The sequence below is a fragment of the Duganella sp. CT11-25 genome (assembly GCF_047302815.1).
Lineage (GTDB): Bacteria > Pseudomonadota > Gammaproteobacteria > Burkholderiales > Burkholderiaceae_D > Rugamonas.
The window spans coordinates 2,711,727-2,734,433 of the sequence record NZ_JBKBFD010000001.1; the positions used below are offsets into that span (position 1 = coordinate 2,711,727).

Here is a 22,707-nt window from a genome sequence, read left to right on the forward strand (position 1 = left end):
AACCAACCATCATGGCCGTAGCGGAAGAAATCCAAAACGACACAGCTGCCGCGCAAACCGACGGCGGCGCGGAACGGCTGCCCTTCATCCAGACGCCGATGGGCCGCAATTTCCTGCGCGCCGCCGGCGCGGCGGCCGTCGTCGCCATCCTGCTCGGCCTGTGGCTGTGGAACAAGCCGCCTGAATACGCGGTGCTGTTCTCCAACTTCACCGACCGCGACGGCGGCGCCATCACGGCCGAGCTGGACAAGCTCAACGTCAAGCACAAGTTCTCCGACAACGGTACGGCCATCCTGGTGCCGGCCGAGCAAGTCCACGATATCCGCCTGAAGCTGGCGGCCCAGGGCTTGCCCAAGGGCGGCAACGTCGGCTTCGAGCTGATGGAAAACCAGAAGCTGGGCGTGTCCCAGTTCCTCGAACAAGTCAACTACCAGCGCGCGCTGGAAGGCGAGCTGGCGCGCTCGGTGATGTCGCTGGCGCCGGTCGAGAACGCCCGCGTCCACCTGGCGCTGCCGAAGCCGTCCGTGTTCGTGCGCGACCAGCAAAAGCCGACCGCCTCGGTGATCGTCACCCTGCACCCCAACCGCATGCTGGACCCGCAGCAGACCGGCGCCATCGTCCACCTGGTCGCCTCCAGCGTGCCCGAATTGCTGCCTGCCAACGTCACCGTGGTCGACCAGGCCGGCAACCTGATTTCCGACCAAAACAAGAACGGCAGTTCCGGCCTGAACGCCAAGAACATGGATGAAACCCAGCTCAAGTATGTCAAGGACATGCAGCTGCAGGTCATCAAGCAGGTCGAATCGATCATCATCCCCATCGTCGGCGAAGGCAATGTGCGCGCCGAGGCCACCGCCGACGTCGATTTCTCGCAGATCGAGCAGGCCGCCGAAACCTACAAGCCGAACTCGCCGCCGGCCGCCTCCGCCATCCGCAGCCAGCAGAGCGTGGAAACCAACGGCAATGGCGGCAACGCCAATCCGGGCGGCATTCCGGGCGCGCTGTCGAACCAGCCGCCGGGCACCGCCACCGCGCCGCTGACCCAGGTGGCCGGCGCCGCCGGCCCGAACGCGCCCGCCCCCGGCACGCCGCCGGGCACCGCGGCGGCCGGCGCCGCCAACGGCCCGAACCACAAGGAATCGACCACCAACTACGAAGTCGACAAGACCGTGCGCTACGAGCAACGCGGCATGGGCGGCCTGCGCCGCATGACGGTGGCGGTGGTGGTCAATTACAAGCGCCTCATCGATAAGGACGGCAAAGTCACGATCAAGGCCTATACTCCTGAAGAGATGGCCAAGATCAACGACCTGGTCAAGCAAGCCATGGGCTACAACCAGGACCGCGGCGACGCCGTCAGCGTGGCCAACTCGCCGTTCGACGGCGTCGACAAGCCGTTCGAGCCGCCGCCGGACTGGTGGCGCGACCCGGCCAACTTGCCGATGGCCAAGGATCTGGCGAAGTTCCTGATCACCGCGCTGGTGTTGCTGTACATCCTGATGCGCATCGTGCGTCCGATGATGCGCCCGGTGTTCAAGAAGATCGACGAGATCAATGCGCCGGAGCCGGAACCGGAAGAGCCGGAAGAGGTCGTCGAGGAAGGCCCGGACGCCGCCCTCATCGCCGAGGAAGAGTTGCGCAAGATGGAAGAAAACACCGCGCGCGGCTACCGCGAAAACCTGGCCATGGCCAAGAAACTGGCCACCGAGGATCCGCGCATCGTTGCCAACGTGATTAAAGAATGGATAGGCGCAAATGACTGAGAATACCGGATTGCAAAAGGCCGCCATCCTGATGCTGGCCATGGGCGAGAGCGAGGCCGCCGAGGTGATGAAGTTCCTCGGCCCGCGCGAAGTGCTCAAGCTGGGCGCCGCCATGGCGACCATGAAGAACGTGCCCCATGAGGAAGTGGTCGGCACCCTGGACAACTTCCGCGACATGGTCGCGGCGGCCTCCACCGTGGGCCTGGATTCGGACGAGTACATCCGCCAGGTGCTGACCAAGGCGCTGGGCGACGACAAGGCCTCGGTGCTGCTGTCGCGCATCCTGGGCGGCAAGGACGCCTCCGGCATCGAATCGCTGAAGTGGATGGATTCGCAATCGGTGGCCGAGCTGATCCGCAACGAGCACCCGCAGATCATCGCCACCATCCTGGTCCACCTGGAGCGCGACCAGGCCTGCGAAATCCTGGGCCACTTCACCGACCGCCTGCGCAACGACGTGGTGCTGCGCATCGCCACGCTGGACGGCGTGCAGCCGGCCGCGCTGCGCGAACTGAACGACGTGCTGACCAAGCTGCTGTCGGGCAATGAAAACATCAAGAAATCGTCGCTGGGCGGCGTCCGCGCCGCCGCCGAGATCCTGAACTTCATGAGCGGCGAGCAGGAAGGTTCGGTGATGGACAACATCAAGAACTACGACAACGACATGGCGCAGAAGATCATGGACGAAATGTTCGTGTTCGACAACCTGATCGATATCGACGACCGCGGCATCCAGCTGCTGCTGCGCGAAGTGCAGTCGGAAATGCTGATTATCGCCCTGAAGGGCGCGTCGCAGGAATTGCGCGACAAGATCTTCAAGAACATGTCGGCGCGGGCGTCGGAAATGATGCGCGAAGACCTGGAATCGAAAGGACCGGTCCGCCTGTCCGAGGTGGAAACGCAACAGAAGCAAATTCTGCAAATCGTGCGCCGCCTGGCCGACGAAGGCCAGATCGTGCTCGGCGGAAAAGGTGAGGATTCCTTCGTCTGATGGCCATGTTACCCAAAGAGCAGCAGTCGGCGTTCCAGCGCTGGGAGATGACGTCGTTTGGCGACGAGCGTCCCAGCACGGTCGCCCTGCGCCAGGCCGAGCAGCGCGAGCGCGACGCCGAAGACGCCCAGTTGCAGGCCGAGCAGCGCGTGCAGGAGGCGCTGCAGGAGCAGCAGGAACAGCTGGAAATGGGCCCGCCGCTGCCGCCGCCGGTCGAATACCCGACCGTCGAGGAACTCGAGGCGATCCGCGAGCAAGCCCGCAAGGAGGGCTACGATGAAGGCCATGCGGCCGGCCACGCCGACGCCATCGAGGCCGGCAAGCTGGCCAGCAAGGAAGAATTGCAACAAGTGCGCGCGCTGGCCGACAGCTTCAGCAGCGCGCTGCAGGACGCCGACCAGTTGATCGCCAACGAGGTGCTGGACCTGGCGCTGCAGCTGGCCAAGGGCATGCTGAAGAACGCGCTGCAGGTCAAGCCCGAGCTGGTGCTGCCGATCGTGCGCGACGCCATCGAATACCTGCCGGTGTTGCAGCAGCCGGCGCTGCTGGTGCTGCACCCCGACGACGCCGCCGTGGTACGTACCGGCATCGGCGAGGAACTGGACAAGGGCGGCTGGCGCGTGGTCGAAGACGCCAGCGTCGGCCGCGGCGGCTGCAAGGTCGATACCGCCAGCAACCAGATCGACGCCAGCGCCGCCTCGCGCTGGCAACGCCTGAGCCACGCGCTGGGCAAAGAAGTGGACTGGCTGGCCTGACATGGACACCGCCCCCGTCCCCGCCAACCCGCACGCGGGCCGCTGGAAATCCTATCTGAGCGATTGCGCCGCGCTGGTCGGCTTCGTCGAACCGATGCAGGTCTCGGGCCGCGTCACGCGCGTGGCCGGCCTGGTGATGGAGGCGGTCGGCCTGCGCCTGGCCGTGGGCGCCGCCTGCACCGTGCCGCTGCCGGCCGGCGGCAAGATCGAGGCCGAAGTGGTCGGCTTTGAAGGCGACCGCTTGTTCCTGATGCCGCAAAGCGATGTCGAAGGCGTGGTGCCCGGCACCCGCGTGTTCCCGGTCGAGCCGTCGATCCCGAAACCGGGCACCGTGGCCCATCCGCGCCGCCGCCCGAGCGACCGCGCGCGCCACCTGCCGGTCGGCCAGGAACTGCTGGGCCGCGTGCTGGACGGCGCCGGCCGCCCGCTCGACAACCTCGGCCCGCTGCACGCCAGCGAGAGCGCGCCGATCAACGTCCGTCCCGCCAACCCGCTGGGCCGCGCGCCCATCGTCGAAACGCTGGACGTCGGTGTGCGCTCGATCAACGCCATGCTGACGGTCGGCCGCGGCCAGCGCATGGGCCTGTTCGCCGGTTCCGGCGTCGGCAAATCCGTGTTGCTGGGCATGATGGCGCGCTACACCGAGGCCGACGTCATCGTGGTCGGCCTGATCGGCGAACGCGGTCGGGAGGTGAAGGAATTCATCGAACAAATCCTCGGCGAGGAAGGCCTGGCCCGTTCCGTGGTCGTGGCGGCCCCGGCCGACACGCCGCCGCTGATGCGCCTGCAGGGCGCGGCCTACGCCACCGCCATCGCCGAACATTTCCGCGACCAGGGCCAGAACGTGCTGCTGATCATGGACTCGCTGACCCGCTACGCGATGGCGCAGCGCGAGATCGCGCTGGCGATCGGCGAGCCGCCCGCCACCAAGGGCTATCCGCCGTCGGTGTTCGCCAAACTGCCGATCCTGGTCGAACGCGCCGGCAACGGCGAAATGGGCGGCGGCTCGATCACCGCCTTCTACACCGTGCTGACCGAGGGCGACGACCAGCAGGATCCGATCGCCGACTCGGCGCGCGCGATCCTGGACGGCCACATCGTGCTCAACCGCCGCCTGGCGGAAGCCGGCCACTATCCCGCGATCGACATCGAACAATCGATCAGCCGCGCCATGCACTCGATCACCTCGCACGAGCACCAGACCAAGGCCCGCCACCTGAAGCAACTGTTCTCGCGCTTCGAACGCAGCCGCGACCTGATCAGCGTCGGCGCCTACGCGGCCGGCACCGATCCGGTGCTGGACCAGGCCATCCTGTTGCATGACAGGATAGAAAACTTTCTGCAGCAGCAAATCAGCGAACGCGTGACCATGGGCGAGAGCTTAGGCCAACTTACCTCTCTATTCGACTGATGGCCTTGGCCAACCGCTACTTATAATGAGTCATCATGGCTTCCAAAGCGCAACTTGAAACACTGATGGACCTGGCGCGCCGGGAAACGGACGATGCGGCCAAGCGGCTGGGGATCGCCCTGAAGGCGGTCGACGACGCCAAGCAAAAGCATCAGATGCTGGTCGGCTTCCGCGAGGAATACGTCAAGAAATTCGAAACGGCGCAACAGGCGGGGATCACGCCCATGGCCTACCGCAACTTCCAGGCTTTCATCGAAAAGCTGGAGGTGGCGGTCAAGGGCCAGATGGACATGATCAAGCACGCCGAGTACCGCAGCGAGCAGGAAAAGATGGTCTGGCAGGCGAGCGAGCGCAAGCGCATGTCCTATTCCACCCTGAACGACCGGGCCGACGCTGCGGCGCTCAAGCTGGAAAACAAGCGCGACCAGAAGCAGATGGACGAACACGCAGCACGGCAGGCGTATTACAAACGCTGACGCATTTAACCAACCGATACGGCGCGAAACATGCAAACTCCGAACCTTCAAATTCCTACCCTGAACGCCAACGCGGTGGCGGCGCCCAAGGTCAACCTGAACCTGGGCGCGGGCGGTGCGGATAATTCGTTCAAGCAAGCACTTTCGCGCGAGATGGATCAGCGCCAGGCCAATGCCGGCAGTTCGAATGCGCCGGCCAAGGCGGCTGACCGCCCGGCCGCGTCGCGCTCGTCCGCGCCCAAGCAGGCGGCGCCGGCCAAGCCCGCCCAGCAACAGCAAAACACCCAGGCCGACGCGGCCGACCAGGCCAAGCAGGCCGCCGCCGCGAATGAAGCGCCCGCCGCGTCCGCCCCGGCGCCGGCCAAGACCGCCAGCAGCGACAGCGAGGACAGCGCCGCCGACAGCGCCAGCAGCGATGCCCAGGCCGCGCAATCGGCCGATCCGGTAGCCGACATGCTGGCCCTGGTGGCCGCCTTTAATCAACCGGCGGCACCTGCCAGCGTACCGGTTGCCGATGCCGCCGATGCGGCGATCGCCCCGGCGGCGACAGCCGGCGGCAGCGCCGCCACGCTGGCTGCCGACGCCGCCGAAGCAGCAGCCGCAGCAGCAGCCCTGGCGGCCAGCGCCGCGGCCGGCGAGACCGGCGCCGCCGATGCCGCCGCAGCCGGCGTGCAGGACACCGGCGACGCCGTACTGGACGCCGCCGCGCTGCAAGCGGCCAAGGCCGGCGCCGATGGCGCCCCCGCCAAGGACTTCAAGGCGGCACTGGGCCAGGCCGGTTCGGCCGCGCAAGCCGCCGCCGATGCCGCCGCTGCCGCCGCCGCCGACGGCGCCGCCGCCAACGGCAATCTCAAGCCGGTGGTGGCCGCCGCCACGCCAGCCGCCGCCGACACCAAGCCGGCGCCAACGCTGAAGGACGACAAGGCGGCCGATACCGCCGCCGTGGCCGACACCGCCGCCGCGCCGAAAACCGGCACCGACGTCATCAACCGCATCGAAACCAAGGCGGCGCCAGCCGGCGACAGCCAGCCGCAATTGACGCAAACCCAGCAGCAAGCCGATCCGGCGCAGCTGGAGCCGGGCAACGCCACCGCGACCAAGACCGCCGCCGCCACCGAATTCGCCACGGCGCTGAAGGAGGCCGCGCCGGCCGCCATCGCGCCGACCGCCGCCCGTGCCGCGCAGGAAATCGCCAAGGCCGCCACGACCGTGCCGACCGACAAGCTCAGCAGCCGTGTCGGCACCCAGGCCTGGGACCAGCAACTGGGCCAGAAGATCGTCTTCATGGCCGCCGGCGGCGAACAGAGCGCCACCATGGAACTGAATCCGCCGGACCTGGGTCCGCTGCAGGTCGTACTGAGCATCAACAAGGACCAGGCCACCGCCGCCTTCAGCTCGGCCGCGCCGGAAGTGCGCCAGGCGCTGGAAGCGGCGCTGCCGAAGCTGAAAGAAATGATGGGCGAGGCCGGCATCCAGCTGGGCAGCGCCACCGTGTCGGCCGGCATGTCGGACCAGAACAACAGTTTCAGCCAGCAGGCCGGCTCGGCGCAGGGCGGCAACGGCGGCGGCGGCGGTTCCAGTGCCCGTTTCGGCGGCGACAGCGGCGCCACGGGCGCGGAGCCGCCGCGCAGCGCCCCGCCGGCGCGCCGCGCACCGGCCGGCGCGGTCGATACTTTCGCCTGATCCCGGGCCCGCACCAGCCAAACCGGGACCGGCGCCCCTGCCCTCCCGGTTTTGTTGTCTGTTACACTAAGGAAACGTTAAGCAGTGCCCGGAACGCCCCTCTTTTCGGCGTATCCAACTGCGCAGGCTCAACTGATAATGACATAATGGCGTCATGATCCACTTCCGCACCAAGCAAGGGCTATTTTGAAAGCGAACCCAAAAATGAAAGCCGATCAGAAAGTTGAAGCCCCTGCGGGTGGCGGCAGCAAAAAACTGATCATCATCATCCTGGCGGTCGTGCTGGTGCTGGCCGCCGCGGGTGGCGGCGCCGCCTGGTTCTTCCTGCACGGCCAGGCCGATGCCGGCGAAGAACATGAAGCGCCGGCGAAGAAAGGCAAGAAGTCCAAGAAGCCGGTCGGCCCGCCGGAATACGTGCCGGTGGAACCGTTCACCGTCAACCTGCAACCGGGCGAGAGCGGCGCCGACCAGTATCTGCAAGTGGCGTTCACGCTGGAGGTGGGCGGCCTGGAAGAGAAGGAAAACATCAAGAACAACATGGCCAAGGTGCGCAGCCGCATGCTGCTGCTGCTGTCGAGCAAGCGCGCCGCGGACATCAACACGCCGGAAGGCAAGATCCAGCTGGCCAAGGAAATCATCACCCAATTGCGCGAACCGTTTGAAGACCGCGGCTCGCAGCAGGAAGTCGAAGATGTCCTGTTCACGTCCTTTATCATTCAGTAAGTAGAAAGTCATGGCTGATAATTTTCTCTCCCAGGAAGAAGTCGATGCCCTTCTGAAGGGCGTCAATGGCGACCAGGACGACGTCCAGGCGCAGGAAGACGTCGCGGGAGTCCGGACCTACAACCTGGCCACCCAGGAACGTATCGTCCGCGGGCGCATGCCGACGCTGGAAATTATCAACGAGCGCTTCGCCCGCTTGCTGCGCGTCGGCCTGTTCAACTTCCTGCGCCGCAGCGCCGAGGTGTCGGTCGGCTCGGTGCGGGTCTCCAAGTATTCCGAGTTCATCCGCAACCTGGTGGTGCCGACCAACCTGAACCTGGTGCACATGAAGCCGCTGCGCGGCACGGCGCTGATGGTGTTCGATCCGGGCCTGGTGTTCCTGCTGGTGGACAACCTGTTCGGCGGCGACGGCCGTTTCCACACCCGCGTCGAGGGCCGCGACTTCACCCAGACCGAGCAGCGCATCATCCTGCGCATCCTGGACATCGTGTTCGAGGCCTACACCAAGTCGTGGGAACCGGTCTACCCGGTCGAGTTCGAGTACATCCGCTCGGAAATGAATACCCAGTTCGCCAACATCGCCACGCCGAACGAGGTGGTGGTGGCGTCGACCTTCACGGTGGAGCTGGGATCGGTGTCCGGCCAGATCCACTTCTGCATGCCGTACTCGATGATCGAGCCGATCCGCGATTCGCTGACCTCCAGCCTGCAGGGCGAGGCGCTGGAAGTGGACAAGCGCTGGATCCGCCTGATGACGCAGCAGATCCAGATCGCCGAAGTCGAGGTGGTGGCGTCGCTGGGCACGGCCAAGGTCAATTTCGACGAAATCCTCAATATGCGGGTGGGCGACATCATCCCCCTGACGATACCGGAATTGATCTCGGCCACGGTCGACGGCGTGCCGGTGATGGATTGCAGCTACGGGGTGATGAACGGACAATATGCGCTGAAGGTGGAGAAACTGCTCGCCAATGCCGATAACATTAAATAACGCCGGCGCACACGCCGCCGGTGACCGCAATACAGGAGAGAAATATGTCGGATAATCAAGACGACCAGGCCATGGATGACGACCCATGGGGCGCGGCGATTGCCGAGCAAGCCCAGGCGGAAGCCGCGGCGCTGGAAAAACAGCAGGCCCAGGCGGCCAGCGCCGCCGTGTTCAAGGACTTTTCCAGCACGCCCAGCAAGACCGAGACGCATAACGACATCGACTTCATCCTCGATATCCCGGTCCAGCTGACGGTGGAACTGGGCCGCACCAAGATCGCCATCAAGAACCTGCTGCAACTGGCGCAGGGCTCGGTGGTGGAGCTGGACGGCCTGGCCGGCGAGCCGATGGACGTGCTGGTCAACGGCTGCCTGATCGCCCAGGGCGAGGTGGTGGTGGTGAACGACAAGTTCGGTATCCGCCTGACCGACATCATCACGCCGTCCGAACGTATCCGAAAATTGAATAAATGAAACACGGACTGACCTTGACCCTCATCCTCGCGGCGGCCTTGGCCGCCGCGCCCGCAATGGCCCAGCGCACCGTCTCGGGCACCATCGGCGGCGGCCATGCCGCCGCCAGCAGCACGGCGGCGCCGGCGGCCTCGGCCGAAACGCCGGCGGCGCCGGCCGGCGCGGTTGCCGACCCGGCGCCAGGCCCGGCAGCGGCAGCCGCAACCCCGGCCGCCGCGCCGGCAACGCCGCCCGGCCCGCTGGCCATGACCATCCCTACCCCGGCGGCCGGCGCCACGTCGGCCGGCGGCGGCCTGCTGCAAACCACCTTCGCGCTGCTGTTCGTGCTGGCCCTGATGCTGGGCCTGGCCTGGTTCCTGAAGCGCTTCGGCCCGAAGAACTTCGGCGGCGGCAACAGCAACGTCAAGCTGGTCGGCAGCCTCAGCGTCGGCACCCGCGAGCGCATCCTGGTGGTCGAGGTGGGCGAGCAATGGATCGTGGTGGGCGCCTCGCCCGGCCGCATGAACGCGCTGGCCACCATGCCGCGCCAGGAAAGCAGCGAACCGGCGACCACGGCGAGCGTGCCGACCGCCAACTTCGCCGAATGGCTCAAACAAACCTTAGACAAGCGCAATGGCAAATAAGCTGGCCGGCATCTCCAGGGCTACGGCCGTCAAATCCCTGCTGATGTTGGGCGCGCTGGCGCTGCCGCTGCTGGCGGGCGCGGAATCGAACATCGGCATCCCGGCCCTGAACGCCACGCCGGCCGCCGGCGGCGGCACCAACTACACGCTGCCGATCCAGACCATGCTGCTGATGACGGCGCTGACCTTCATCCCGGCCGCGCTGTTGCTGATGACCGCGTTCACCCGCATCATCATCGTGCTGTCGCTGCTGCGCCAGGCGCTGGGCACGCAATCGGCGCCGCCCAACCAGGTGATCGTCGGCCTGGCCCTGTTCCTGACCCTGTTCGTGATGGGGCCGACCTTCGACAAGATCTACAACGAAGCCTACCTGCCGCTGCAGGAAAGCAAGATCAACATGACCGAAGCGCTCGACAAGGGCGCGGCCCCATTAAAAACTTTCATGATGAAGCAGACCCGCCAGGCCGACCTGGCGCTGTTCGTCAAATTGTCGCGCAGCCCCGCCCTGCAGGGGCCGGAAGACGTGCCGCTGCGGATCCTGGTGCCGGCCTTCGTCACCAGCGAACTGAAAACCGCGTTCCAGATCGGCTTTGCCATCTTCATTCCATTTCTGATTATCGACATGGTGGTCGCCTCTGTATTGATGTCGATGGGGATGATGATGATGTCGCCGGCGGTGATTTCGCTGCCGTTCAAGCTGATGCTGTTCGTGCTGGTGGATGGCTGGCAACTACTGCTCGGCTCGCTGGCCCAGAGTTTCTACTAGGAGGCCGCGATGACACCCGAAAGCGTGATGACGATGGGCCGCCACGCGATGGAGATCACCCTGATGGTGGCCGCGCCGATGCTGCTGGTGGCGCTGATCATCGGCCTGGTGGTCAGCATCTTCCAGGCCGCCACCCAGATCAACGAGCAGACGCTGTCCTTCATCCCCAAGCTGGTCGGCATCTTCGTCGCGCTGGTGGTGGCCGGGCCGTGGATGCTGTCGGTGATGCTGGACTATATGCGCGAGGTCTTCGGCGGCATTCCGCTTCTTGTGGGATAGCAATTTTGCCAATATGTAACAGTTTCCGATTTTATAAAAAGTTCGCTTAGAATGTTGACATTGATGCCTGACGGAAATGTAACAGCGGGACGCCAACCCTCATGATTACCGTCTCGTCCGCCGATATCAATATGTGGGTCGCGGGTTTGCTGTGGCCGCTCGCGCGCATCATGGCGCTGATCGCGGCCTCGCCGCTGTTCGGCAACAGCGCGGTGCCGGTGCGCATCAAGCTCAGCCTGGGAATCCTGCTGGCGATGATCGTCGCGCCGGCCGTGCCGGCGGGACCGGCCGCCGACCCGCTGTCGCTGGCCGGGCTGCTGATCCTGGCGCAGGAAATGCTGGTGGGACTGGCGATGGGCTTCACCATCCGCATCATTTTCGCGGCGGTGGAGATGGCGGGCGAGATTTCCAGCCTGACCATGGGCCTTGGGTTTGCGACCTTTTTCGATCCCGCCACCCAGGGGCGCTCGTCGGCCATCAGCCAGTTCCTGTCGCTGGTGGCGACCATGGCGTTCCTGGCGGTGAACGCCCACTTGGTGCTGCTGGCGGCGCTGGTGGAGAGTTTTTCCTCGCTGCCGATCTCGGCGACACCGATCTACGGCGGCGGCTTCAAGCAGCTGGCCGACTGGGGCGGCAAGATTTTCAGCACCGGTGTGCAGCTGTCGCTGCCCATCGTGGCGGCTTTACTGATTACCAACGTGGCGCTGGGCATCTTGACGCGCGCGGCGCCACAACTGAATTTGTTCGGCATCGGGTTCCCGATCACCTTGGGGGTGGGCTTGCTGGTGATCGCCATGACCCTGCCCTACCTGGGAACGCCCGTGCAAAACCTGTTTTTGGAAGGCATAGAACGCGTGCGGCTGATGCCGCGCACCTGGTCGCAACGTCCGCCGCCAGTCAAACCGGCAAGCTTGCCGGTTCGACCTCCGGGCCTGCAACCATAGCCAAATTCAATCGCCAGCCAGCTTAATTTTGGTTTCCATGGGGCAATTTACGCTATCATGGGAGCTTCCCGGGAGACCCTGTAATGACGACGCAAGTTCCAACCTTTGACACGGACCAGATCGCAGCCTGGTCCACGGCGCAGATCACCACGCTCACGACCGAGGACATGCAAGCGTTCAGCTCCGACCAGATCGGCGCGATGAGCACGGCGGGCATCCACGCCCTGTCCACGCTGCAACTGTCGCGCCTCAGTCTCGAAGGCATACTCGGCATTACCACCGACGGCATCCCGGCCATGACCAACGCCCAGATCGGCGCCCTCACCAGCGACCAGGTCCTGACCCTCAAGACCGAGCAGCTGGTGGCGCTGAGCACGCGTGAAATGACGGCCCTGACCAGCCGCCAGCTGAACGTGCTGAGCGCCGCCCAGCTGGCCGTGCTGGAAACCGCCGACATGCGCGCGCTGCAGACGCTGCAGATCAATACCATTTCGTCCGACCAGATCGTCAACCTGACCACCGACCAGCTCGCCGCGCTGAGCTCGCAGCAGGTGGGCGCCATCAGCACCGCCGCCATCACCGCGCTGACCAGCGACCAGGTGGCTTCGCTGTCCTCGAGCGCGCTGCAGCAGCTCACCACCAGCCAGGTCAACGCGCTGACCGCGGGCCAGCTGAGCACCGTCACCACCGACCAGATCGCTCAGCTGAGCACGCTGCAAGTGAGCACGCTGACCACCGCCACCCTGGTCGCGCTGACCAGCAACCAGTTCGGCGCGCTGGAAACCCGCGACCTGGTCTGGCTGTCGAGCCGGCAGATCGCCGCCCTGACCGACGTCCAGCTGGCCGGCATGAGCACCGACCAGGCGCACGCGCTGCGCAGCAATGAAATCGCCGCGCTGACGGTCGGCCAGCTGCCGCTGCTGAGCACCGACCAGATCGTCGCGCTGAGCTCGCTGACCACGCTGAATTCGGCCCAGATCGCCGCGCTGACCACCGACCAGGTGGTCGCGCTGGCCACCAAGACCATCGCCGCCCTCAGCACGGCCCAGCTGGCCGCGCTGAATCCGGACCAGGTGGTGGCGTTGTCCACCGACCAGATCGTCAGCCTGGGCACGGCCCAGGTGGCGGCGCTGACCACCGCCATGATCGGCCTGCTGAGCACCACCCAGGTGCAGGCCATCGAGACGCGCGACATGGTCGCGCTGACCAGCCGGCAGATCCGCACCCTGGCCAGCGACCAGCTGGCCGCGCTGAGCACCGACCAGGTCGCCGCGCTGAGCACCGACATCGCCAAGGCGCTGAGCGCCGGCCAGATCGCCGTCCTCAGCACCGACCAGATCGCCGCGCTGAAATCGCTGCTGCCGCTGAGCACCGCGCAAATCCAGGCGCTCACCACCGCCCAGCTGGTCTCGCTGGAGACCCGCGACCTGGTGGCCCTGACCAGCGCCCAGCTGGCCGCGCTGACGCCCGACCAGATCGCGGCGCTGAGCACCGACCAGGTGGCGCTGATGACCACGGCCCAGATCGCCGCGCTGACCACCAGCATGCTCAGCCAGTTGAGCACCAGCCAGATCCACGCCATCGAAACCCGCGACATCGGCGCGCTGACCACCAACCAGGTGCGCGCGCTGGGCACCGACCAGCTGCTGGCGCTGAGCACCGAGCAGATCCTGGCGCTGACCAGCAACGACGCCGTGGCGCTGCTGCCGGAGCAGCTGGCCGCGATGACCACCGACCAGATCACCGCGCTCAAGTCGCTGCTGCCGCTGAGCAGCCGCCAGATCCAGTCGCTCACGACCGACCAGATCGCCTCGCTGGCGACCCGCGACATCCTCTCCCTCAGCACCACCCAGCTGGCCGCGATGAGCGAAGACCAGGTGCACGCGCTGACCAGCGACCAGCTCATCGCCCTGGCCACCGGCCAGGTGGTGGCGCTGACCACCACCTGGCTGACCCAGCTGACCACGCTGCAAGTGCAGGCGCTGGAGACGCGCGACTTCGCGCAGCTGACCACCGCCCAGATCCGCGCGCTGAGCAGCGACCAGATCGCCGCGCTGACGACCGACCAGATCGCCGCGCTGAGCACCGCCGACGAACGGGCGCTGCTGCCGGAACAACTGGCGGTACTCACCACCGACCAGATCGTGGCGCTGAAAACCCTGGCGCCGCTGAGCACCGCGCAAATCCAGGCGCTCACCACCGACCAGCTGCACGCGCTGGAAACCCAGGACGTGGCCGCCCTCACCAGCGTCCAGCTGGCCGCGCTGCTGGCCGGCCAGATCGCCGCGCTGAGCACCGACCAGGTGGCGCTGCTGATCACCGGCCAGGTCGCCACGCTGAGCACCGACATGCTCAGCCAGCTGAGCACCGACCAGGTCCGCGCCATTGAAACGCGCGACTTCGCCGCGCTGACCACGAGCCAGATACTGGCGCTGAGCAGCGACCAGGTCGCCGCGCTCGGCACCGAACAGATCGCCGCGCTGACCACCGCCAACGAGCAGGCGCTGCTGCCGGCGCAACTGGCGGCGCTCACCACCGACCAGATCGTCGCACTGAAATCGCTGATGGTGCTGGGCAGCGCGCAAATCCGGGCGCTCACCACCGACCAGCTGCACGCGCTGGAAACCCAGGACCTGGTGGCGCTGAGCAGCGACCAGCTGGCGGCGCTGAGCAGCGACCAGATCCTGTCGCTGAGCACCGACCAGGTGGCGATGCTGACCGTCGGCCAGGTCGCCGCGCTGACCACCGGCATGGTGGCCCAGCTGAGCACCGACCAGGTCCGCGCGATCGAGACGCGCGACATCGCCGCGCTCACCACCGCCCAGGTGGTCGCGCTGAACACCGACCAGATCGTCGCGCTGAGCACCGACCAGATCCTGTCGCTGACCACCAACGACGCGCTGGCGCTGCGCCCCGAACAGCTGGCCGCGCTCAGCACCGACCAGATCGTCGCGCTCAAGTCGCTGCTGCCGCTGACCAGCGTGCAGATCCAGTCGCTGACCACCAGCCAGATCGCCGCGCTGGCCACCCGCACCATCAACATGCTCACCAGCAGCCAGCTGGCCTCGCTGAATTCGGACCAGGTCCAGGCGCTGACCAGCGATCAGCTGGTCGCGCTGAGCACCGCCCAGGCCGTCGCGCTGAGCACCGCCCTGCTCAACGAGCTGACCACGGCGCAGGTGCAGGCGCTGGAAACGCGCGACTTCGCCGTGCTGACCACCGCCCAGATCCGCGCCTTGAGCAGCGACCAGGTCGCCGCGCTGACCACCGACCAGATCGCGGCGCTGAGCACCGTCGACCAGCAGGCGCTGAGCGCCGAGCAACTGGCGGCGCTGACCACCGACCAGATCGTCGCGCTGAAATCGCTGCTGCCGCTGACCACCGCGCAAATCCAGGCGCTGACCACGCAACAGCTGGGCGCGCTGGAGAGCAAGGACGTCGTCGCCCTCACCAACGCCCAACTGGCCGCGCTGACCAGCGACCAGGTGCAGGGACTGACCAGCGACCAGATCATCGGCCTGACCGTGGCCCAGTACGGCGCCATGAGCACCGCCATGCTCAACACGCTGACCACCGACCAGGTGCGCCTGATCGAGACGCGCGACATCGCCGCGCTGCAGACCGCGCAAGTGGCGCGCCTGGCGACCGACCAGCTGGTATCGCTGCAGACCGACCAGTTCACCGCGCTCAGCAGCGGCGCCGTCGGCGCCCTCAGCACCGACCAGGTCGGCGTGCTGACCACCGACCAGCTGAACGCGCTGTCCACGCTGGCCGGCATGAACAGCCGCCAGATCGGCTCCTTCACCACGCTGCAGCTGTCGTCGCTGACCACCCGCAACCTGGCCTCGCTGGCCAGCAGCCAGCTCGGCGTGCTGAACTCGGACCAGATCGTCTCGCTGACCACCGACCAGATCGTCGCGCTGGGCACCGGCCAGTTCCGCGGCCTGAGCTCGGCGAACATCGTTTCGCTCACCACCAACCAGGTGCGGGCGATCGAAACGCGCGACATCGCCGCCCTCGACGACAGCCAGGTCAGCAAGTTCACCAGCGACCAGATCGTCGCGTTGCAAACCGAGCAGATCTGGGCACTGAACAGCGCCGATACCGTCGCCCTGACCAACGACCAGATCGCCGCGCTGAGCACCGACCAGATCGACGCGCTGCGCTTCCTCAACACGCTGAGCTCGCGCCAGATCCGCGCCCTGACCTCGGACCAGATCGGCGGCATCACGCTGGCCGACCTGGCCACCCTGGGCACGCGCCAGTTCGGCGCCATGACCAGTGACCAGCTGCGCGCGCTGACGACCGACCAGATCGTCGCCATGACCAGCCAGCAGATCTCGGCGCTGAGCACCGGCGCGCTGTCGGCGCTGAGCACCGACGCCATCGCCGCGATCGAAACGCGCGACGTCCGCGCCATGCTGACCTCGCAGATCGCCCGCCTGAGCACCGACCAGGTGCGCGCGCTGACCGTGTTCCAGATGGCCGCGCTGACCACCGCCGAAGTGCGGGCGCTGACGGCCGACCAGCTGGCCGTGCTGAGCAGCGACCAGATCGCCGCGCTGACCTCGCTCACGCCGCTGGGCACCAAGCAAATCACCGCCCTCACCAGCGACCAGATCGCCCAGATGGGGACGGACGACTTCGCGCTGCTGCAAACCGCGCAGATCGCCGCGCTCGGCTCCGACCAGGCTGCGGCCATGACCAGCGACCAGGTGGTCGCCATGAACACCGCGCAGCTGCGGGCGCTGACCACGGCCGCGCTGGCCGCGCTGGGCACCGACCGCATCGCCGCACTGGCCAACGGCGACCTGGCGTCGCTGACCACGCGCCAGATCACCGTGCTGACCACCGCCCAGCTGCTGGCGCTGAGCTCGGCGCAGCTGCGCGCGCTGACCACCGCCGAACTGGCCGCGCTGACGCTGACCCAGCTGGGCGCCATGGACAATGCGCAGCTCGACGCGCTGCTCACGCTGAGCGCGCTGACCACCAAACAGCTGAGCGCGCTCAACACCGACCAGGTGTCCAGCCTCAACCTGGCCGACCTGCGCTCGCTCAAGACCAACCAGTTCGCCGCGCTGTCGACCGACCAGCTGGCGTCGCTGACCACCGCGCAAATCCTCGGCATGGGCACCGACCAGCTGCGCGCCATCGGCACCGCCGCCATCTCGGCGCTGACCACCGACCAGATCGCCGCGCTGAGCAATGCCGAACTGTCGATCCTGACCACCCGCCAGGTCGCCGCGCTGTCGACCGACCAGGTGGTGTCGCTGAGCACCGCGCAGATCACCAGCCTGACCACGGCGGAAATCGCCGCGCTGACGCCGCTCCAGAAGGCCGCGCTATCGACCGCCCAGCTGGCCGCGCTGTCGTCGCTGGCCAGCTTCTCGACCGCCGCCATCGCCGCGCTCACCACCGACCAGATCGCCTCGCTGCCGCTGTCCATCCTGGCCAACCTGACCACGCGCCAGATCGCCTCGCTGACCACCGACCAGGCCGTCGTCCTGAGCAGCGACCAGATCGTCGCGCTGACCACGGCGCAGGTCCGGGCCCTGAGCGCCGCCCAGCTGGCCGCGCTGAGCACCGCGCAGGTGCAGGCGATCGAGCTCGCCGACCTGCTGGCGCTGACCACCAAGCAGATCACCGCCCTGACCACCGACCAGGTCAGCAACCTGCTGCTGACCCAGGTCGCCGCGCTGAGCACGCTGGACATCGCCAGCCTGAGCACCCAGCAAGTGCATGCGCTGACCACCGGGCAGATGGCCAGCCTGGCCACGCTGGCGCCGCTGACCAGCAAGCAGATCGCCGCGCTGACCACCGATCAGGTGGCCAGCCTGGGCAGCATCGCCACGCTGAAAACCAACCAGATCGCCGGCCTGACCAGCGGCCAGATCGGCGCCCTGACCACCGACCAGATCGTCGCGCTGACCACCGCCCAGGTACGCAGCCTGAACGCCGCCACGCTGGGCGCGCTGGGCACCACGCAGGTGCAGGCGATCGAGGCGGTCGACATCGCCGCGCTCGGCACCAACCAGATCGTCGCGTTCAATAGCGACCAGCTGGCGGCGCTGACCTCCGACCAGTTCGGCGCGATCGGCACCAAGGTACTGTCCAGCCTGACCACCAGGCAGATCGGCGCGCTGTCGACCAGCCAGATCGACAGCCTGGCCTCGCTGGCGCCGCTGACCACGGCGCAGATCAAGGCCTTGACCACCGAACAGATCAACAACCTGCTGGTGACGCAGATCGGCACGCTCAAGACCAACCAGTTGAGCGCGCTCAGCAGCATGCAGGCGCAGGCGCTGGGCACCGACCAGGTGGTCGCGCTGTCGACCGCGCAAGTACGCGGCATGGGCACGGCCGTGCTGGCGGCGCTGACCACCGAGCAGACCGCGAGCATCGAGGCGATCGACATCGCCGCCCTCAGCACCGCCCAGGTCGCCGCGTTGCGCACCGACCAGGTGGCCGCGTTGACGCTGGGCCAGCTGGCCGCGTTCACGTCGCAGGAAATCGCCGCGCTGACCACCCGCCAGATGGGCGCGCTGAACACCGACCAGTTCGCCGCGCTCGGCAGCCTGAACGGCATCGGCACGCGCCAGATCAGCGGCCTGTCGAGCGACCAGATCATGGCGCTGACGCCGGCCCAGGTCGCCGCGCTGAAGACCGCGCAGGTCGCCGCGCTGACCACGGCGCAGCTGCAATTCTTCAGCACCCAGCAGATCGTCGCGCTGACCTCGGCCCAGGTGCGCTCGCTGTCGACCGCGATGATCGCCGCGCTGCCGACCGACCAGCTCAACGCGCTGCCGGACTACGACCTGCGCGCGCTGAGCAGCAACCAGGTGGCGGCGCTGACCAGCGACCAGCTGACCAATCTTCTGCTGAGCCAGTACGGCACGCTGACCACGCTGGAAATCGCCGCGCTGAGCACCCGCCAGATCGGCTACCTGGACAGCAGCATGCTGGGCGCGCTCAGCGCGCTCACCTCGCTGACCACGCAACAGATGCGGGCGCTGAGCACCGACCAGCTGAGCACGCTGGCCACGCCGACCTTCACCACCTTCAAGACCAGCCAGCTGGCCGCGCTCGGCAGCAACCAGGCCGACGGCCTGACCGACGCCCAGCTCATCGCGCTGTCGACCGCGCAGATCCGCGCGCTGTCGACCGGCATGGTGTCGCACCTGAGCCTGACCCAGGTGGTCGCCATCGAAAACGAAGACCTGGCGGCGATGACCACCGCCCAGCTGCGCTCGCTGACCACGGACCAGATGCAAGTGTTGCTGACCGACCAGCTGCACGCGCTGGGCAGTGCCGACATCGCCGCCTTCAGCCAGGCCCAGCTGTCCGTGCTTAGCCTGGCGCAACTGTCCGCGCTGGGCAACCTGTCCGACTACACCACCAACCAGATCGCCGCGCTGTCGACCGACCGCATCATCGCGCTGACGGTGGACGACATCGCCTCGCTCGGCACCAAACAGATCGGCGCGCTGAGCTCGCTGCAACTGTCGGTCCTGAACGCCGCCCAGCTGGAAGCGCTGAGCGGCGAGCAGGTCGGCGCGCTGAGCACCAACGGCCTGAAGGGCCTGGACCTGACGCAGATCGCCACCATCGAGGCGGGCGACATCGCCTTCCTCAAGTCGGCCCAGCTGCAGGCGCTCAGCAGCGACCAGCTGCAGGCGCTGACCACCGACCAGATCGCCGCGTTGTCGACGCTGGGCGTGGCCGGCCTCAAGGTCAGCCAGATTCCCTTGCTGACCGCCAGCCAGGTGGCCGCGCTGACCGCGATCGCCGGCCTGACCACGGCGCAGATCCGCGCGCTGACCACCGACCAGCTGCCGCTGCTGCTGCCGGACCAGATCGCGCAGATGAAGACCAGCCAGATCGCCGCGCTGAGCAACCTGCAGGCGCCGTCGCTGACCACCGACCAGATCGTCGCGCTGGAAACCGCCGACATGCTGGCGATGAACACGCGCACGCTGGCCGCGCTGACGGCCGGCCAGATCGCCGCCATCGAGGGCGCCGACATCGCCGCGCTGCGCTCGGCGCAGATGGTGGCGCTGAGCACCGACCAGTTACTGGCCATCACCAGCGACCAGATCAGCTTCTTCAACACCGGCGCCATCGGCGCGCTCACGCTCAACCAGGTGCACACGCTGACGGCGGACCAGATCGCCAACCTGAGCACGCAGCAAGTGCGCTCGCTGTCGACCCGCTCCATCGCCGCGCTCGACCCGACCCAGTTCGCCGCCATCGAAGCGGGCGACCTGGCGGCCATGAGCACGCTGCAGATCGTGGCGCTGACCACCGACGACATGGTGGCCATCAGCAACGACCAGCTGGCCGCGCTGACCTCGGCGCAGGTGCGCGCGCTGACCTCGAAGCAAATCAACGCCCTGAGCTCGGATCAATTCGCGCTGCTGCCGTCCGGCTGGCTGGGCACCCGGCAGATCGGCGGCCTGTCCACCGACAGCCTGGGCGCGCTGGACGACACCCAGCTGGGCAATCTGACCACCGTGCAGATCGCCGCGCTGACCAGCAAGCAGATCGCCTCGCTCAACACCCACCAGATCCAGGCGCTGAGCGTCAATCAATGGAAGTCGGTGAGCACCGCCGCGATCCGCGCGCTCAACAGCGATCAACTGACGGCCATGGAACAGGAAGACCTGGCCGGCCTGAAGACCAGCCAGTTCGCCGCGCTGACCACGGCGCAGATCAGCATGCTCAGCGTCGACCAGATGGGCCAGCTGACCACCGCCGAAATCGCCTCCATGACGGCGGCGCAGATCAAGGCGCTCAGCAGCGACCAGCTGGCCGGCCTGGCCTCGCTCAACCCGCTGACCGCGCTGCAATTCACGGCGCTGACCACCGCCCAGCTGGTGTCGCTGGACGCCGACCACATCGCCTCGCTGAAGACCGCGCAGATCGCCACGCTGAGCAAGACCCAGCTGCTGAACCTGACGACCGACCAGATCGTCGCGTTGACCACCGCCCAGGTGCGCGCGCTGTCGCTGGCCGCGCTGCCGGGCATGGGCACCGACCAGATCCAGGCGATGGAAGTGAGCGACCTGCAAGCCCTGGGCTCCGCGCAGCTGGCCGTGCTCAACACGGCCCAGGTGGCCGCCCTGACGCTGGACCAGGTTACCAGCCTGACCAGCGCGCAGATTCCGGGATTCACGGCCACCGAAATCAAGGCCATGAGCACCGACCAGATCAATGCACTGAGCTCGCTGGGCAACCTGAGCGCGGCCCAGGTGGCGGCGCTGACCTCCGACCAGTTGAGCTTGCTGGACTCGGACAGCTTCGGCTCGCTGGGCTCGGCGCAGATGCACGCGCTGGTCGCCAAGCAGGTGGCGCAGCTGTCGACCGAACAGCTGGGCAACCTGAGCGCCCAGCAGGCCAGCGGCCTGACGCTGTCCTACCTGACCAGCGACCAGTTCAGTTCCCTGAGCCTGACGGCGGTCGGCAGCTTCACCACGGCGCAGGTGCAGACGCTGACCACCAGGCAGCTGGCGGTGTTGACCGCCAGCCAGTTCGCCGCGCTGTCGACCAAGGCGGTGGCGGCGCTGCTGGCGGCGCAGATCAAGGGACTGAGCACCGACCAGCTGCACGCGCTGAGTTCCCTGAGCGCCTTCACCACGGCGCAGATTCCGGGCTTCACGTCCGACCAGATCGCCAGCCTGGACGACTCCGCCGTCAACACCCTGTCGACCAGGCAGCTCGCCGCGCTGGCCTCGACACAGGTGCTGGGCCTGACCACCTCGCAGATCAGTTCGCTCGACTCGGCCAAGTTCGCGGCGCTCTCGCTGGCGGCGCTGAACGCGCTCAACACCGACCAGCTGCAGATGCTGGATGCGGCCGACCTCACGGCGCTGAAGACGGCGCAGATCGCCGGCTTGAAAGCCGCCTCGCTCAGCAGCCTGACGGTCGACCAGCTCGCCGCGTTGACGATGGCCCAGGTCAGCGCGCTGAGCGCCACCCAGCGCAACGCCCTGAGCGACGCGCAAAAGGCGGCGCTGTCGGCCAGCCCGCTGATCCTCGACCTCGACCGCAACGGCATCGCCACGCTGAACTACCTGGACGGCGTGCAGTTCGACATCCGCGCCGACGGCGGCAAGGTGCGGACCGGCTGGGTCGGCTCGGGCGACGGCTTGCTCGCGCTGGACCGCAACCATGACGGCGTCATCAACGACGGCAGCGAATTGTTCGGCACCGCCACCGACCGCAGCGGCGGCGGCAAGGCCAGCGACGGCTTCGCCGCGCTGTCCGACCTGGACAGCAACCACGACGGGCTGGTCGACAGCCGGGACGCGCTGTACGGCGACCTGCGCGTGTGGGTCGACGCCAACGCGGACGGCGTCAGCCAGGCCGACGAGCTGAAGACGCTGGCGGCGCTGAACATCGCCAGCCTGACGGTGGCGGCCGACAAGGTCAGCGAGCTGAACAACAACAACTGGATCGGCCTCAGCTCCAGCTACACCAGCACCGACGGCAGCACCGGCCAGGTGGTCGACGCCTGGTTCCTGGCCGACCGCGCGGCGCAGGTCAGCGCGCTGACGCAGGCCATCGCCAGCTACGGCCAGCAGGCGGAAGGCACGAGCACCGCCGGCCAGCTGGCCACGCCGGCCGCAGCGGCGGCGCAATCCAGCGCCAGCGCCGCCGGCTTGGGCGGCAGCGTCCTGGCGCTGAGCGAGCAGCTGCGGCAATACGACGCCGCGGCCGGCCTCAGCGGCGCCGCCGCCGCGCAGCACGACGACTGGCTGCGCAAGCAACCCGCCGCCGGCATGCTGGCCGCCAAGTAAGCCCTTCGGTGTCAGTGCCGACATTCGGACACG

The 22,707-nt window shown here is 67.3% G+C and carries 14 protein-coding genes; all 14 read left to right on the plus strand.

The window, feature by feature from the left end; all coding sequences use genetic code 11:
* Window positions 1-11 precede the first annotated feature (11 nt).
* Window positions 12-1,763 (plus strand): flagellar basal-body MS-ring/collar protein FliF, encoded by a 1,752-nt coding sequence (gene fliF, locus ACEN9F_RS11565; RefSeq protein WP_413420164.1) that lies wholly within the window; start codon window positions 12-14, stop codon window positions 1,761-1,763.
* On the plus strand, window positions 1,756-2,754 hold the full coding sequence (fliG, locus tag ACEN9F_RS11570) for a flagellar motor switch protein FliG (protein ID WP_008451337.1): 999 nt from the start codon (window positions 1,756-1,758) through the stop codon (window positions 2,752-2,754). The genes fliF and fliG overlap by 8 nt, the downstream gene beginning before the upstream one ends.
* A complete protein-coding gene (locus ACEN9F_RS11575; protein WP_413420165.1) occupies window positions 2,754-3,509 on the plus strand; it encodes a flagellar assembly protein FliH in 756 nt (251 codons plus the stop codon). The genes fliG and ACEN9F_RS11575 overlap by 1 nt, the downstream gene beginning before the upstream one ends.
* Window position 3,510: 1 nt before the next feature.
* Window positions 3,511-4,920, plus strand: a complete 1,410-nt coding sequence (gene fliI / locus ACEN9F_RS11580; protein WP_413420166.1) for a flagellar protein export ATPase FliI — start codon at window positions 3,511-3,513, stop codon at window positions 4,918-4,920.
* 35 nt (window positions 4,921-4,955) lie between these two features.
* A complete protein-coding gene (gene fliJ, locus ACEN9F_RS11585) occupies window positions 4,956-5,396 on the plus strand; it encodes a flagellar export protein FliJ (protein ID WP_413420167.1) in 441 nt (146 codons plus the stop codon).
* A gap of 30 nt (window positions 5,397-5,426) precedes the next feature.
* Complete coding sequence (locus ACEN9F_RS11590) at window positions 5,427-7,079, plus strand: flagellar hook-length control protein FliK (RefSeq protein ID WP_413420168.1); 1,653 nt, start codon at window positions 5,427-5,429, stop codon at window positions 7,077-7,079.
* Between the two features lie 204 nt (window positions 7,080-7,283).
* Complete coding sequence (gene fliL / locus ACEN9F_RS11595) at window positions 7,284-7,802, plus strand: flagellar basal body-associated protein FliL (RefSeq protein ID WP_413420169.1); 519 nt, start codon at window positions 7,284-7,286, stop codon at window positions 7,800-7,802.
* 10 nt (window positions 7,803-7,812) lie between these two features.
* Window positions 7,813-8,793 carry a flagellar motor switch protein FliM gene (gene fliM, locus ACEN9F_RS11600; protein WP_413420170.1) on the plus strand — a complete coding sequence of 327 codons (981 nt, stop codon included), beginning with the start codon at window positions 7,813-7,815 and terminating at the stop codon, window positions 8,791-8,793.
* 44 nt (window positions 8,794-8,837) lie between these two features.
* Window positions 8,838-9,266, plus strand: coding sequence for a flagellar motor switch protein FliN (fliN, locus tag ACEN9F_RS11605; protein WP_413420171.1), 429 nt, complete (start codon window positions 8,838-8,840; stop codon window positions 9,264-9,266).
* Window positions 9,267-9,280: 14 nt separating this feature from the next.
* On the plus strand, window positions 9,281-9,889 hold the full coding sequence (gene fliO / locus ACEN9F_RS11610; RefSeq protein WP_413420172.1) for a flagellar biosynthetic protein FliO: 609 nt from the start codon (window positions 9,281-9,283) through the stop codon (window positions 9,887-9,889).
* On the plus strand, window positions 9,879-10,655 hold the full coding sequence (gene fliP / locus ACEN9F_RS11615; protein ID WP_413420173.1) for a flagellar type III secretion system pore protein FliP: 777 nt from the start codon (window positions 9,879-9,881) through the stop codon (window positions 10,653-10,655). Before fliO ends, fliP begins: the two co-directional genes overlap by 11 nt.
* 9 nt (window positions 10,656-10,664) lie before the next feature.
* The gene (gene fliQ / locus ACEN9F_RS11620) at window positions 10,665-10,934 is read left to right on the plus strand and encodes a flagellar biosynthesis protein FliQ (RefSeq protein ID WP_413420174.1); all 270 of its coding nucleotides are present in this window, start codon (window positions 10,665-10,667) and stop codon (window positions 10,932-10,934) included.
* 101 nt (window positions 10,935-11,035) lie between these two features.
* Complete coding sequence (fliR, locus tag ACEN9F_RS11625) at window positions 11,036-11,878, plus strand: flagellar biosynthetic protein FliR (protein WP_413420175.1); 843 nt, start codon at window positions 11,036-11,038, stop codon at window positions 11,876-11,878.
* A gap of 83 nt (window positions 11,879-11,961) precedes the next feature.
* On the plus strand, window positions 11,962-22,674 hold the full coding sequence (locus ACEN9F_RS11630) for an iron-regulated protein frpC (RefSeq protein ID WP_413420176.1): 10,713 nt from the start codon (window positions 11,962-11,964) through the stop codon (window positions 22,672-22,674).
* Window positions 22,675-22,707: the final 33 nt, after the last annotated feature.

Excerpts from the sequence above, each read along its gene's own strand:
- fliF (WP_413420164.1), top strand. The coding sequence starts at position 12 with ATGGCCGTAGCGGAAGAAATCCAAAACGACACAGCTGCCGCGCAAACC.
- fliG (WP_008451337.1), top strand. The coding sequence starts at position 1,756 with ATGACTGAGAATACCGGATTGCAAAAGGCCGCCATCCTGATGCTGGCC.
- ACEN9F_RS11575 (WP_413420165.1), top strand. The coding sequence starts at position 2,754 with ATGGCCATGTTACCCAAAGAGCAGCAGTCGGCGTTCCAGCGCTGGGAG.
- fliI (WP_413420166.1), top strand. The coding sequence starts at position 3,511 with ATGGACACCGCCCCCGTCCCCGCCAACCCGCACGCGGGCCGCTGGAAA.
- fliJ (WP_413420167.1), top strand. The coding sequence starts at position 4,956 with ATGGCTTCCAAAGCGCAACTTGAAACACTGATGGACCTGGCGCGCCGG.
- ACEN9F_RS11590 (WP_413420168.1), top strand. The coding sequence starts at position 5,427 with ATGCAAACTCCGAACCTTCAAATTCCTACCCTGAACGCCAACGCGGTG.
- fliL (WP_413420169.1), top strand. The coding sequence starts at position 7,284 with ATGAAAGCCGATCAGAAAGTTGAAGCCCCTGCGGGTGGCGGCAGCAAA.
- fliM (WP_413420170.1), top strand. The coding sequence starts at position 7,813 with ATGGCTGATAATTTTCTCTCCCAGGAAGAAGTCGATGCCCTTCTGAAG.
- fliN (WP_413420171.1), top strand. The coding sequence starts at position 8,838 with ATGTCGGATAATCAAGACGACCAGGCCATGGATGACGACCCATGGGGC.
- fliP (WP_413420173.1), top strand. The coding sequence starts at position 9,879 with ATGGCAAATAAGCTGGCCGGCATCTCCAGGGCTACGGCCGTCAAATCC.
- fliQ (WP_413420174.1), top strand. The coding sequence starts at position 10,665 with ATGACACCCGAAAGCGTGATGACGATGGGCCGCCACGCGATGGAGATC.
- fliR (WP_413420175.1), top strand. The coding sequence starts at position 11,036 with ATGATTACCGTCTCGTCCGCCGATATCAATATGTGGGTCGCGGGTTTG.
- ACEN9F_RS11630 (WP_413420176.1), top strand. The coding sequence starts at position 11,962 with ATGACGACGCAAGTTCCAACCTTTGACACGGACCAGATCGCAGCCTGG.